This window comes from Bacillus sp. ISL-51 (genome assembly GCF_018613535.1).
Lineage (GTDB): Bacteria > Bacillota > Bacilli > Bacillales > Bacillaceae > Bacillus.
In genome coordinates this window covers 144,246-158,811 of sequence record NZ_JAGGQB010000002.1, presented here as the reverse complement: position 1 = coordinate 158,811, position 14,566 = coordinate 144,246, and the positions used below count along the sequence as shown (strand labels likewise).

General features: G+C 37.8%; 9 protein-coding genes. 6 read left to right on the top strand and 3 right to left on the bottom strand.

Going from position 1 to position 14,566, the window contains the following annotated elements; genetic code table 11:
• Positions 1 to 7 precede the first annotated feature (7 nt).
• The 3 genes from pglX to brxL all read left to right on the top strand — a co-directional run bounded on the left by pglX (position 8) and on the right by brxL (position 8,242).
• On the top strand, positions 8 to 3,529 hold the full coding sequence (gene pglX / locus J7E26_RS00910) for a BREX-1 system adenine-specific DNA-methyltransferase PglX (RefSeq protein ID WP_214800484.1): 3,522 nt from the start codon (positions 8 to 10) through the stop codon (positions 3,527 to 3,529).
• A 78-nt stretch (positions 3,530 to 3,607) separates the two neighbouring features.
• Positions 3,608 to 6,166: a BREX-1 system phosphatase PglZ type A gene (pglZ, locus tag J7E26_RS00905; RefSeq protein ID WP_214800483.1), complete on the top strand. Its 2,559-nt coding sequence runs from the start codon at positions 3,608 to 3,610 to the stop codon at positions 6,164 to 6,166.
• Positions 6,167 to 6,184: 18 nt separating this feature from the next.
• Complete coding sequence (gene brxL / locus J7E26_RS00900) at positions 6,185 to 8,242, top strand: protease Lon-related BREX system protein BrxL (RefSeq protein WP_214800482.1); 2,058 nt, start codon at positions 6,185 to 6,187, stop codon at positions 8,240 to 8,242.
• A 482-nt stretch (positions 8,243 to 8,724) separates the two neighbouring features.
• Here the strand turns inward: brxL and J7E26_RS00895 are convergent, their stop codons facing one another.
• The 3 genes from J7E26_RS00895 to J7E26_RS00885 form a co-directional block, all read right to left on the bottom strand.
• Positions 8,725 to 9,186, bottom strand: a complete 462-nt coding sequence (locus J7E26_RS00895; RefSeq protein WP_214800481.1) for an antitoxin YezG family protein — start codon at positions 9,184 to 9,186, stop codon at positions 8,725 to 8,727.
• Between the two features lie 174 nt (positions 9,187 to 9,360).
• Positions 9,361 to 9,816 carry a TIGR01741 family protein gene (locus J7E26_RS00890; RefSeq protein ID WP_214800601.1) on the bottom strand — a complete coding sequence of 152 codons (456 nt, stop codon included), beginning with the start codon at positions 9,814 to 9,816 and terminating at the stop codon, positions 9,361 to 9,363.
• A gap of 19 nt (positions 9,817 to 9,835) precedes the next feature.
• Positions 9,836 to 11,842 (bottom strand): T7SS effector LXG polymorphic toxin, encoded by a 2,007-nt coding sequence (locus J7E26_RS00885; RefSeq protein WP_214812894.1) that lies wholly within the window; start codon positions 11,840 to 11,842, stop codon positions 9,836 to 9,838.
• Between the two features lie 320 nt (positions 11,843 to 12,162).
• On the opposite strand from J7E26_RS00885, the gene J7E26_RS00880 reads away from it, so the two are divergent.
• From J7E26_RS00880 to ant(6), 3 genes are all read left to right on the top strand, one after another.
• Positions 12,163 to 12,882 (top strand): YebC/PmpR family DNA-binding transcriptional regulator, encoded by a 720-nt coding sequence (locus J7E26_RS00880; RefSeq protein ID WP_214800479.1) that lies wholly within the window; start codon positions 12,163 to 12,165, stop codon positions 12,880 to 12,882.
• 159 nt (positions 12,883 to 13,041) lie between these two features.
• Positions 13,042 to 13,338, top strand: coding sequence for a hypothetical protein (locus tag J7E26_RS18575; protein ID WP_214984624.1), 297 nt, complete (start codon positions 13,042 to 13,044; stop codon positions 13,336 to 13,338).
• Positions 13,339 to 13,609: 271 nt separating this feature from the next.
• Complete coding sequence (gene ant(6) / locus J7E26_RS00870; protein ID WP_214800478.1) at positions 13,610 to 14,467, top strand: aminoglycoside 6-adenylyltransferase; 858 nt, start codon at positions 13,610 to 13,612, stop codon at positions 14,465 to 14,467.
• Positions 14,468 to 14,566 lie beyond the last annotated feature (99 nt).

Here is a 14,566-nt window from a genome sequence, read left to right as displayed (position 1 = left end):
GAATGGAATGAATAAATCTGCACTCAAGACTTTTGCTACGAACGCACGAAGAGAGTTGTTGAAAAAAGTCGAAGCAAGAGCCATGAAGATTGGAATTAAAGAAGACAACATAAAAAAAGCGGATATTGAAAGCTCAGATGCCATCTTTATAGATGGCAGACAGCTTTCAAAGTTAGAAAAGGCTCAAAGAGATAGATTAATTGACCGTATTAATCAAATTGGATTTAAGCGAGTGATGGAGGAAGTTGCTTATACTTGGTTTAACCGTTTCACCGCTTTACGCTTTATGGAGGTAAACGAATATTTACCAACCAAAGTAAGGGTACTTTCTTCTACCAATGCTGGTAGTTCAGAGCCAGACATGATGAAAGAAGCTCTATCGTTAGATTTAGATTTGGATAAGGAATATGTCTATGAGCTAAAAATGAACAATAACTCAGAGGAACTGTTCAAATACCTCATTATTAAACATTGTAATGATTTGAATCGTTATATGCCATTCATGTTTGAAACAATTGATGACTATACAGAAATCTTGTTTCCAGAAGGTCTTTTGGCAACGGATTCCTTTATTCGCCAAATGACAAGCACTGAGATTATTCCAGAAGATAACTGGAAAAAGGTCGAGGTAATTGGCTGGTTGTATCAATACTATATTGCAGAAGAGAATGAACGTGTTATTAAAGCGAAGAAGAGATATAAACCCGAGGAAATCCCATTTGCAACGCAGTTATTTACACCCGAGTGGATTGTTCGTTATATGGTTCAAAATGCACTGGGACGTTACTGGATTGAGTCTCATCCAGAGCACAGAGATCTTATAAATCATTGGGAGTTTTATCTTGAAAATCCAAACCCAGAACGAGATTATGGGGATAAACTCGCTCCGTATATTAATAAAGAGTTAAATATAGAGGATATTAAGTGTTTCGACCCGGCAATGGGAAGTGGGCATATCCTAGTCTACATGTTCGATGTGCTATTTGAAATATATATAAAATGTGGATATATGGAACGTGAAATTCCACGTTTAATTATAGAAAAAAATCTATATGGATTAGACATTGACGATCGTGCATATCAATTGGCTAGTTTTTCATTAATAATGAAAGCATTGGAGTATAACAAACGTTTCTTAAGGAGTATTGAGCGGGATGGATTGAAGATGAATTTAGCTTCTATTCAAGAGACAAATACAATAACAGAAGAAGAAATTGAATTTATAGCTGGAGAATCTTCTGGGGTGAGTTTTGAAAAGGTAAAATTGTTCGTGAATCAATTTAAAGATGCAAAGGCAATTGGTTCTCTCATAAAACTTGAATCTAGTGATGGGATTTTTATAAAAGAACGTTTAAATACTATTGAAAAAGTTCAAGGGAATTTATTTGAAGAGGAAATAAAAAGTCGTATTATTCCACTGTTTAGTATGTTAATAAAACAGGCTAAAATTATGGGGGATAAATATAATGTATTTATTTCAAATCCACCTTACGCTGCGAATAATTATGTAACTCCAGAAGTAGCAAATTATTTGGCAAAATATTATCCAGATGTTAAGTCGGACTTGTTTTCAGCATTTATTGAATTAAGTTATTATTCTACAGTAAACAATGGTCAAATGGGTTTTATGACACCTTTTGTATGGATGTTTATTTCTTCGTATGAAAAGTTGCGAAAAAGTATTATAAATAGTAAAAGTATAAGCAGTTTAGTACAGTTGGAATATTCAGGATTTGAGGGTGCTACAGTACCAATTTGTACATTTACTTTAAGAAACTATCTAAGTGGGGTAGCTGGCGAATATGTTAAACTTTCTGATTTTAAAGGTGCAAAAAATCAACCCATCAAGACATTGGAAGCTGTAAAAGATCCATCAGTTTCCTACCGTTATTCATTTAATCAATCGAATTTCAATAAAATTCCTGGGAGTCCAATTTCCTTTTGGGCTAGTGAAAATGTTATCAAAAACTTCGGGTCAAACGAAAAAATCGAAACAGTATCTGAAACAAGAATTGGAATGGCAACGGCGAATAATGATAGATTTATGAGATTATGGTATGAGGTTCCATTCAATAATATCGGATTACAAGCTGAATCAAGAATTAAAGCACAAGAGTCTGAAAAAAAATGGTTCCCTTATAGTAAGGGTGGACCATTTAGAAAATGGGCCGGAAATATGGAGTTTGTTGTAAATTGGGAAAACGACGGATATGAAATAAGAAATTTCAAAGATGAGAAAACAGGAAGAATAAGGTCGCATAATTATAATTTGGATTTCATTTTTAAACAGGGTTTAACTTATACAGCAATTAGTAGCAGCAAATTTGCTTGTAGATACATGAATAATTCGCTATTTGGGAGTGGAGGTTCAGGAATCTGTAATATTGATGAAGAAAATATACCACTCCTGCTTGCTATATTAAATTCAAAGGTTACTGAATATTTACTTCGATTATTAAGTTCAACTATGAATTTTGAAGTTAATACAGTGGGTAGTTTACCTTTTATAGTTGATGAGAGAAAGCAAAGCATAACTCAAATTACCCAAGATTGTATATATATCTCAAAGAATGATTGGGATTCTTTCGAAACATCTTGGAATTTTAAGAAACACCCGTTACTTCAACACTCAAATGGATCTTCAACTATTGAATCAGCATATAAATCTTGGGAGAATTATTCTAACGACCAATTCAATCAACTTAAAACAAACGAGGAAAAACTCAATAGAATTATTATTGATATTTATGGTTTAAATGAAGAAATCATTCCAGATGTCGATGCAAAGGATGTAACAATTCGAAAGGCTGATTTAGAACGAGACATAAAGAGCTTCATTTCATATGTAGTTGGATGTTCTTTTGGCCGTTATTCATTAGATGAAGAAGGAATAATATATGCTGGTGGTGAATTTGACCATTTACGATATAAAACAGTCAAAGCAGACAAGGATAATATTCTGCCTATTCTACCAGGTGCACATTTTGAAGATGATATTGTATCAAGGTTTGTTAACTTTATCAGAATTACTTTTGGAGAAGAAACTTTATCGGAAAACCTCAATTTTGTTGCAGATGTACTTGGAAGGAAAAAGGATGAAACACCGAAGGAAACGCTGCGTCGTTATTTCTTGAATGATTTTTATAAGGACCATATCAAGACATACAGTAAGCGACCAATATACTGGTTGTTTACATCTGGTAAGGAAAAGGCGTTTAATTGTTTAATTTATATGCACCGTTATGATAAAACGACATTATCTCGTATTCGAACGGATTATTTGCATGAATATCAAATTAGATTGGATGCAGAAAAGAAAGACTGGCTTAATATCATTGACGGTGATTCATCGGCAAAAGAGATTAGTAATGCAAAGAAAGAACTGAAATCCCTTGAAAAGAAAATAGATGAATTGAAAGCATATGATGAGCTATTACACCATATGGCAGATATGCAAATTGAAATTGATTTAGATGATGGTGTTAAAGTAAATTATGAAAAATTTAAAGGACTCGTCGCAAAAATTTAATTAACACTAGTGGAGATACATCAGTATTTTGCTGGTGTATCTTTGCACTATAATGTAAAGAGAAAGTAGGTGAAGTAAATGAACATAAATCAAATTGAATCTGCATTATCAAATATATTCAATGAGCCATTAAAAGATGGGGAACAACGGAAGATTGTGTTTTGGGTGGACAAGGATAATGTGTTTACTGAGGACATTGAACGTCTTACCGTTGATAAAGTAAAGGTTCATACGCTAACAGATCGTAACCAGTTTCAGACGAAATATTTGCTTGAAAAAGAAGATCCTATGTCTTCTTACTTGATTTATACAAATATGGAATTGGGCGTTGAAGACAACTGGTTAGCAGACACAGTTTTTTATTCAAAAACGTTCTACGCAGATCGAATTTCACTTTTTTTAAGTGAGTTGAATATAGACCCATCACTTCGGGCAGTAATCAAAAAGTATGAACGTTTCTTTAATAATAAGGACCGTTTTAGAAAGTTTTCAGCATTAAATATAGAAACCTATTCAGAGCAAATTATTGAACTTTCTATTATGAGTGTTTTATGCAACGTAAAAACTCCAGACTTTGAAGAAGTTTTAAAGGCTGTGTTATTGGACACGCTGGAGGACAATGAGAATAAATACTTATCCCTTATGGAAAAGTTTTTTGATATTGATGTGTTCTGGAATTATGTTTCTAATCACTATGGTTATGATCGGGAGAAGAAAAGTCTAAAAACATTGTTCATCTATTTAATAGTAACGGCATTCGGTCAAACCGTAGGAGAGGAAAATATTAGAGATCTTGAAAACTTCATTTCTAATCGAAATAAAACAAATGCTGTTGTGTTTATTGACCATTGGATGCACCACAAAACTGACTATGTGGTATTTGATGAATATGCGGAAATGGCTGAGCAGGAAATTCAACTTTCAAACATTATCAATAATCTACCTGTTGAAACTTTTAAACAGGCGGATAATTTTCCATATATTGACCGTGTAATCATCATTTACATAGCTAATGGATTGGTTACACAGCTTGAGGATTATGAAGAATACACGAAACTCATTAAATTGAGAAGAGCTAAGCATTACTATGATAAATTTGCTTCCATATATGAGGCACTTTATTACACTGTTAAAATTCATGAGTTTTATAAAGAACATCGTCAAGGTATCCCACAAGGACGGGCAATTGATTTGTATCAAGCATATGTAAATGACTATCATTTAATGGATACATATTACCGTAAGTTTTATGTGGCTTATGATGAAGAAAGTAATCATGATTTATTGAAAAAGTTAAAAATGTTGGTAGAAAATCTATATACGAACTGGTATATGGGTGAGCTGAGTTCCCATTGGTCGCAAGCGATTGAGTCTGAAATGACACAGGACTGGTCATTGCCCGGAATAAAAAATCAGCAAGACTTTTATTCTTCATTCATTGATTCTAAAGTTAGAAATGGGGAACGAGTTTTTGTTATTGTTTCGGATGCGATGCGTTATGAAATAGGTGTTGAGTTGGCTGATCGTCTTAATACTGAGACAATGGGAGTTTGTGATGTGGAAACATTACTCGGTGTTGTGCCTTCCGTTACAAAAATTGGAATGCCATCACTCTTACCACACAATGAAATTGACATAGATACAAATGCTAGGGTATTTGTTGATGGAAAAGATTCCTCTGGTTTGGAAAATCGGAAAAAGATTATTGAATCAAAGGTGGCTGAAAGCATTGCTGTTCATTTTCAAGATGTACTAGCAATGAATAAAGCAGGAAGAAGAGAAACCTTTAAGGGTAAAAAACTCATATACATCTATCACGATACGATTGATGCAATGGGAGATAAGGCTTCAACAGAAGTTTATACATTTAATGCTGTTGAAACTTCATTAAACCAATTGTATGACTTAGTTAAAATTATTCGGGATGATTTGAGTGGAACAAATGTGTTTATTACTGCCGATCATGGTTTCCTTTACCAAAGGGAGGAATTAGAAGAAAGTGATAAGATTGGACAAGATTCAATAGATAGTATTGAAGTTAAACGTCGCTATATACTTTCAAAGGATCAGCGTGAAGTATCAGGACTATTAGCTATCAACCTGTCATCCATAATAAAAAATGAGCAGCAATTAACAGCATATTTGCCAAAGGCAACATTCAGATACAAAATGCAAGGTTCAGGTATTAATTTTGTTCATGGTGGTGCAAGTCTGCAAGAGATTGTCGTCCCACTCTTATCGTTTAAAAACAAACGGACTGGACAAAAAGGTGCCAAGGTAATTAAAAAAGTTGATATTAAACTTACAAATACAACCCGTAAGATAACAAATAGCATTTATAATCTTGAATTTTTCCAAACCGAAAAGGTGGAAGACAAGACAACCCCTCGAACAGTTGTCATCTATATGGCTGATGAGGAAGGAATTGTAATATCTAACGAGGAAACGATTATAGGAGATCGCCCGTTTGATAATCCTGCTGATCGTACTTTTAAAATAAGGTTTGTATTAAAGAGCATTCCTTATGATCGAAATAAAACATATTATTTAACCATAAAGGATACTGAGACAGGTGTTGTAGTGGAAAAAATACCATTTAACATCAATTTGGGCATTATCAGCGACTTCGATTTTTAATAGGGAGGAGGACCGTAAGTGGAAGAAAGAGCGAATGAAGGATTAACGGTTGATTTAGATAAAAAGTTAAATGACGTTTTTGCCGGAAGAGTTGTACGTAAAGATTTAACGACCCTTATTAAAGAGGGAGCGAACGTTCCAGTATACGTGCTGGAGTATTTACTAGGGATGTATGCTGCAACTGACGATGAGGACAGTATTCGTGAAGGCCTTGAACGGGTGAAGAAAATTCTATCCGAAAACTTTGTTCGTCCTGATGAGGCAGAAAAGATAAAATCACGCATTCGGGAATATGGCCAATACTCCGTTATTGACAAGGTAACAGTTGCATTAAATCCCAAAATTGATACTTATGAAGCGGAGTTTTCAAACCTTGGTTTAAAAGGCGTTCCCATTTCATCCATGTATGTGAAAGAATTTGATAAGCTCCTTGTCGGTGGCATATGGTGTATGGTCAAAATTGATTATTTTTATGATGAAGAGGTTCGAAACTCAAATCCCTTTAATGTTAGCAGCTTACAACCAATTCAAATGCCAAATATGGACATTCAAGAGGTATTTGATGGGAGAAAGAGCTTCACAAAAGATGAATGGATTGATGTCTTAATTCGTTCAGTAGGAATGGAACCAACTCAACTAGAAGAGCGGGTGAAGTGGCATTTGTTACTGCGGTTGGTTCCTCTTGTGGAAAATAATTACAATATGTGTGAACTTGGGCCTCGTGGTACAGGAAAATCTCATGTGTATAAGGAGTTATCACCGAATTCGATTCTCGTCTCGGGTGGACAAACAACCGTAGCAAATCTATTTTATAATATGTCTACAAGAAAAGTAGGTCTTGTCGGAATGTGGGACTGTGTTACTTTTGATGAGGTTGCGGGTATCCGTTTTAAAGATAAAGACGGCATTCAAATTATGAAGGACTACATGGCATCAGGTTCTTTTGCTAGAGGTAAAGAAGAAAAGAATGCTTCTGCTTCCATGGTATTTGTCGGCAATATCAATCAAAGTGTGGACACACTAATTAAAACATTACACTTGTTTGCACCATTCCCTGAAGAAATGGCAAATGATTCGGCATTCTTTGATCGGATGCACTATTACCTTCCTGGTTGGGAGATTCCGAAAATGCGACCTGACATTATCACTGAAAAATATGGATTTATTGTTGATTATCTTGCAGAATTTTTCCGTGAAATGCGTAAACGTACATTCAGTGATGCAATTAATCGCTATTTCAAGCTAGGTAATAATTTAAACCAGCGTGATACGAATGCGGTAAAGAGAACTGTTTCTGGAATGTTGAAGCTCCTTTATCCACATGGAGATTTTACAAAAGAAGAATTAAGTGAGGTACTGGAGTATGCACTTGAGGGCCGTCGACGTGTTAAGGAACAGTTAAAGAAAATTGGTGGAATGGAGTTTTATGATGTGATGTTCTCTTATATTGATAATGAAACGTTAGAGGAACATTACATATCAGTCCCAGAACAAGGTGGAGGTAAACTAATTCCAGAAGGTATGGGTAAACCAGGACATGTTTACGTTGTTGGACATAGCCATTCTGGAATGATTGGCATTTATAAGCTCGAAAATCAAGTTGTTAGTGGAACCGGTAAATTTGATAAATCAGGTGTTGGTTCAAACCGTGATGCAAAGGAAAGCCTTGATACAGCATTTCGTTTCTTTACGGCTAATAGTAAAAGTATTAGTAATACGATTAGTACCAAAACAAAAGACTATCTCATGCACATAAGTGATCTTCAAGGAATTGGCCTAACGGATGAGTTAGCGATTGCTGAATTAATTGGTCTTTGCTCAGGAGCGTTGGGAAAGCCAACGCAGGAGAGTTTAGTCGTTATTGGTAATATGACAGTCGGGGGTACTATTTCCAAAGTTGAGGGATTTGCAAATACTTTACAAGTATGTGTAGATGCTGGGGCCAAAAAAGTATTAATACCAGCAGCATCGGTTATGGATTTGCAAACAGTTCCACCAGATTTATTGGTAAAAGTGCAGCCAGTTTTTTATTCTGATCCGATAGATGCGGTATTTAAGGCTTTAGGTGTGAGCTAGATTAAAGAAATAACATAAAAACAAGGAATTCTGTTTTGAGTTCCTTGTTTCAACATTGGGGAATATTTCAAGAATTAGAAACCATTTAATTTCATTTCTTCTGTAAAGAAGCTGGGCCACAAAGGAAATAGATATTAACTTTGACAAAACCGCCAACTCTATCAAATATTTCTACTCTTCTATAGTAAGATCCATAGACCTAGCTGCAGCAAGGTGCTTCAAGAAACATTAGGTGATAGGGTTGGCGATAAGGACTATAATCAATTTTTTTGGCGTATTCAATACTTAAATGCATAAAAAAATTTTATTCTAGACGCTTTTTTTATATTTATTCGAATTTAAAGCAATTATTTTAACTTTTTGAGGAATTAAGAGTCAACACAAAAAGGCATATAGAGTAACCCTCATCCATTCGGAGGGAATCTATCATTTATTTTTTCAGTTTCCATTGATGATCCTCTACCTTTGAATTGTTGAAGCCATTATTTAATATTTAGATAATCCTTAACAAATTCTTTATCCTCTTCGTCTTCAGGGAGAATACCCAAGTTAGTGTATTCCCAGATCATTTGTCTTTCGTATTCGTCCAAATCAGATGCAATAACATCTTCATAATCATAATCAATTGAGAACGTTCCATTGCTTTCAAGATTCAGTGTCAAATTTGTCCATGCTTCGGGATTATTTTCTTTAAACTCAGTGTGTAACTGCTTAAACAACTCTTGGAGGTCTAGTAGTAGTTCGGTATAAATTTTTTTGCTGACCTGAAAATGTTCTGGAATGTCGTGAGAGTAAATATACTCTTCGTTTTCTGGCGTTTGGAAGAAGAAGTACACTTCTCTGGAGCCGTCTAGTACTTCTGCATAAAGAACTACTTTGTTCCATTCGGAAGGGATCATTCTTCTTATGACATCAGCTATTTGCAGATAAATGTTTTCTAACATCGTTTTCCCAACTTTATTAGATTGGATTTTCAGGATAGTCTTCTAAGTATTTTTTTATTGGTTTATATCAAGACTGTTATTATTAAATTTCTTATGGGGTGTTTGCATAACGATAGCTTACTTACAAAATGGTTTTAAAATAGCCCAGCAAAGAAGTGCTGAGCCGTTATTGATTTATAGGCCGAAGTAGTTTGTTACAAATTCTTTATCGTCCTCATCTTCAGGCAAAATACCAAGGTTTTTATACTCCCATATTGCGATTCTTTCGTATCCATCTAATTCCGATGCTAAAATATCATCATAATTATAATCTAATTGGAATTCTCCGCTATTATCCAATGTTAGTGTAAGATTAGTCCAAACATCATCGTTATTATTTCTATGCTCAGTTCTTAATTCTTCAAAAAGTTCTCTTAGTTCTCTTAACAACGTCTTGAAAATATCTTTGCTTACGTTGTAATGGCTAGGTATATCTTGTGAATAGATAATTTGATTACTTTCTGGTGTTTTGAAGTGAAATAGAACCATTGTGGAATCATCTAATATTTCTGCATACAGGTAAATCTTTGTCCATTCATCAGGTATGATGTCATTTAGTTTTTCTCCAATAAGTTGATACAAATCTTGCATTCTCTTAGTTTCCATTAGGTTAACCCCCTCGCTGATTTTTAATAGAGACACTTATTTCTTTCCTGCTTCCAATTTTATAGGTTACATCGAAATATGATGGTCTAAGTGAATCTCCAGAATAGACTGATTCAATTTGAACTGCTACTTTTTTAGGTGGTTTTCTGCTTAAAGCTTTAGCCCACTCCTTCTCCATCTCATACCATTTCCCGCCGCTTCTATTAATCTGAGAATTCATCGGCACGATATTGTCGAACTGGCCTGAGCCTTTGAATTGAGTGGCGATTAGGTGGCCTCCGTCGTCATCTGTCAGACGGTCTGGTTTACCTGCTTTTGACTGTGCATATTGGTTTCGGTTTGCTTCTCCCAGCTGCAAGTCTGCTTTGACACTTGTAATTCTACCATAGTTGTCAGTGGTGTACGTGTAGCCTTCTTTTGTTTTGTAGATGACATTCGGCTTCAAGACTTTCTTTCTGGTCCATTTCGCATAATGCTCGCCGTATTTAACGGTTACCGGCGGTACATGTGGTGTCGGTGTTCGTCTGCCGCTTGCAGAGGTTCCGTACGGTTTCGGAAGGATGACCTTGGCGAATTTCTGGAGTTCCTCTTTAAGCGTAATCCCGTTGACTGTGTTGTAAGGAACGCCTGCCGGCACTAAGTCGTGACGGGGATGATAGGGGAGAATGTCCGCAAGGGTGAGATCTCCGATTTGATTTAATTTGTTTTTGACGTGTTTTTTTGATACTTCAATGCCTGTGTTGACCTTTTGCTTGATCTGATCAACGGTTTGTTTTGAGACCGTTATGGCTTTTTGGGCAGCTGCTGACTTGCTTGCTGCTGTTTTGACTTTGGCCGTCACTTTGGCGGCTGTGCCTGTTTTTGAGACGGCGCCGACGCCTTTTGTGCCGACAACTGATGTCACAACGGTGCCTATAGCATACGACACCCATCTTGCTTTTGAGTAGGTGTCACCGTTGACCATGTCTCTTTTGTACGATTCTTCAATTGCGGCTGAAATGGCTTCATACGTTTTGATAGGGTGAGCCACCGCTCCGGTAATGGCTTCAACAGTTCCGCCTGGATCTGTGATCATATCCCACAGGCCTGTGACCGCGTCTTTTCCTGAATCATAAAGACCGACCGCAACGCCTTTGAAACCGTCTGTGAGCTCATGCGTGTTTTCAATCTGGGTGAAGTAGCGCTGCTGTTCTTTTGTCAGGTTTTCGTAGCCGATCGTTTTGGCCATGGAGTAGAACTCATCGGCATTCGTATAATCGTAGTTTTTCAGTCTTTCTTTCAGTTTTTCAATTTCCCGCTCTCTCGCTTCTTCCTTCTTAATCGTCAAATAAGCCTCCGAATGCCTCGCAATCTCACCTTTTTTCTTATGAATGTCGCTTTCTCTGTACGCCTTGGCGTTGTAGTGGAGCGGCGTTGCGCTTTTTCCTTTGCCTGTGGCGTTTTGGAGCTGTTGAAAATCTGCTTGGATGAAATGTTCATTTGCTTCGGTTTCTGCGTATTCTGCGGTTAAATCATGATCCAGTTTGCCGAGTTTATGTATCGTTTCGTTTCTCTTTTTGTCGGCTGATTGGAGCTTGTGATCCACGCTTTCGGTGGAAAAGAGATCGAGCGAGATGATGTCTTCGATTTCTCCCAAAATAGAGCGCATGTCTTTTTTCTGCTCTTCCATAATTGCCTTTGATTTACTGAGGGCGTGGGTGAGCTCGTGCTCTAAAAAGGATTCTTCCACATACGACTGGGAGAGTCCGGCGTCTTCAACTTTTCCCGCTAGGCTTGTAAGAAATGCGATTTTCATGTCGATCAGTTCGAGCCAGCTGTCTGCGACGCCTGCGTGGTCTTGGAAAAAGGCTTTGATGTTGTCGGCGCCTTTGCCTGAGAAATCATTGCCGCCGAGGTCAGCCATGCCTTGGAACGATTTTTTCAGGCTGGCCATGTGGCCGCGGAGTTCTTTGTATTCTCCCGCGCGCTGTTTTGCGGCGGAAAGCAGGGTGGTTGCTTCGAGAACTTTCATGACCATATCCTTTCTTTTGTTCGATATCAAAATTTTACCACGTGTTGCCGGATGTGCAGTGTAGGAAATAGGTAATGAGGATAAAATGAATCTTTTGGCTTGCGACTTAGTTCCTGTATACTGAATTTTTGTGTTTCATACATACAAAAGTCAGAGTTCGTTAATGGCACGTTCAGCTACTCCGCCGTTATTTTGACAGGGGAAAATCTGCTGGCTGCTTTTTCTAACGTCTTACACTCGAAACAACCAAACCACTTGAGGTATAATAGAAAAAGAGTATTTATCATACAGATTCAATTCGTGAAAGAGAGTGGAACAAAATGGGCCGTAAGTGGAACAATATTAAAGAAAAGAAAGCGTCAAAAGATGCGAATACCAGCCGGATTTACGCAAAGTTTGGCCGTGAGATTTATGTGGCGGCAAAACAGGGCGAGCCTGATCCGGAGTCAAACCAAGCGCTGAAAGTAGTGCTGGAGCGCGCGAAGACGTACAGTGTGCCGAAAAACATCATTGAGCGTGCGATTGAAAAGGCGAAGGGCGGTGCGGAAGAGAATTTTGATGAGCTGCGTTATGAAGGCTTCGGGCCGAACGGGTCAATGATCATCGTTGACGCTTTGACAAATAACGTGAACCGGACGGCGCCTGAAGTGCGGGCTGCGTTTGGGAAAAACGGCGGAAACATGGGCGTCAGCGGGTCTGTCGCTTACATGTTTGATGCGACGGCTGTTATCGGGGTTGAGGGCAAATCGGCTGATGAAGCGCTTGAACTGCTGATGGAAGCTGATGTGGATGTCCGCGATATTTTAGAAGAGGATGACAGTGTCATCGTTTATGCTGAGCCTGATCAATTCCATGCCGTGCAGGAAGCCTTTAAAAATGCAGGCGTTGAAGAATTTACCGTGGCTGAACTGACGATGCTGGCGCAAAATGAAGTTGAGCTGCCGGAAGAAGCGAAAGCTCAGTTTGAAAAGCTTATTGATGTATTAGAGGATCTGGAAGACGTGCAGCAGGTCTACCATAATGTAGATTTAGGCGAATAAAGTCAGACAGAAGGCCGGAACATGTTCCGGTCTTTTTTTATTTATGCAGGCCTTGTAAAGAGATTCATTTATTATTTTGTAAAAAATGGGCGGATGCCCATACGTTTCGTTCCAAATCTCATAAGCTGGACTGTAACCTATGTGAAGGAGCGATTGATCATGAATGAAAGAAGACCGATTTACGGAGGCTACGGAGGGTTTGGCGGCGGCTACGGATTTGGAGGCTACCCAGGCGGTTATGGCGGTTACGGGGGCTTCGGAGGATATCCGGGCTATGGCTACGGAGGTTACGGAGGCTATGGCGGTTTTGGAGGATATCCGGGCTACGGCTACGGAGGTTACGGAGGTTATGGCGGCTTCGGATATCCGGGCTATGGCTACGGAGGTTACGGCGGAGGCTATGGCGGATACCACCATCATTATCCGTTCCATCATCGGGCCGGCCAGTATGCCTAATCATAAGAGAAGGGCACTCTTGAGCAGCAAGAGTGTTTTTCTCATGTTCTTGCAGCTGAATTGTACTGTTGGAACAAAATCATCAATCAACAAGTACATAGGGTTTTCTGCAAATCATGAGCAGGCTTACAGACCTTTTCTTTCTGTTGATTATAACTGCACTCAGTAAAACGAATATGATAAAATTCCTTTTAAGTTATTGGGGAAAAATCACCGTTTATGAACAGCATCATCAAAAAGGGTCTGATCTCTTTGTCGGGGGGTTTTACATGTGAGAAGTGAAAGCGAAATGATGAATTTAATTCTTGATATTGCAAAAAAGGACGAGCGAATCCGCCTTGTCACATTGGAGGGGTCAAGGACCAATAAAAATGTACCGAGAGACCGATTTCAAGACTATGATGTTTCTTATTTTGTGACCGATATGGACTCTTTCACGTCCGACGACGGATGGCTGGCTCAGTTTGGAGAAAGAATGATGATGCAAAAACCTGAAGATATGGAACTTTTCCCTCCGGAGCTCGGAGGCTGGTTCTCCTATTTAATGCTTTTTAAAGATGATCATAAAATCGATTTAACCTTGATCCCTGTAAATCAAACAGAGCATTATTTTGCAGAGAGTGATGAAGTATTATTAGACAAGGATGACCGAATCCGCCGCAGGATGATGGCGGCTGATGAACAATATCATATCAAGAAACCAACTTCCAGGGAGTTTGATGATTGCTGTAATGAATTTTGGATGGTTTCAACCTATGTTATTAAAGGGTTAATGCGTAACGAAATACTGTATGCGCTCGATCATATGAATGACATTTTAAGACCTAATGTATTGCGTATGATTGCTTGGAATATTGGGATAGAAAATCAGTTTTCATTAAGTGTGGGGAAGAATTACAAGTATATTCAAAAATACATGGACGTAAAAGACTGGGAAATCCTGCTGAATACCTATGTCGGCAATACTTATGAAAGCGTGTGGAAGGCATTATTTGATTGTTATGATCTCTTTAGAACCTATTCAAAGTCAGCGGCTTCTGCATTAGGATATAAATATCCTGAGTATGATAAACAAATTACGGATTATTCGTTGAAAAACTATGATCGTTTCCTTCAACGTTTAACTTGACAAAACTATATATAAGAGAACAAAGCTGTATCCGTATGAGAAAAGTCACGAGTAAAGTCCGTTCTAATGAGCGGACTTTTTTGCCGCTCAGATCATGTC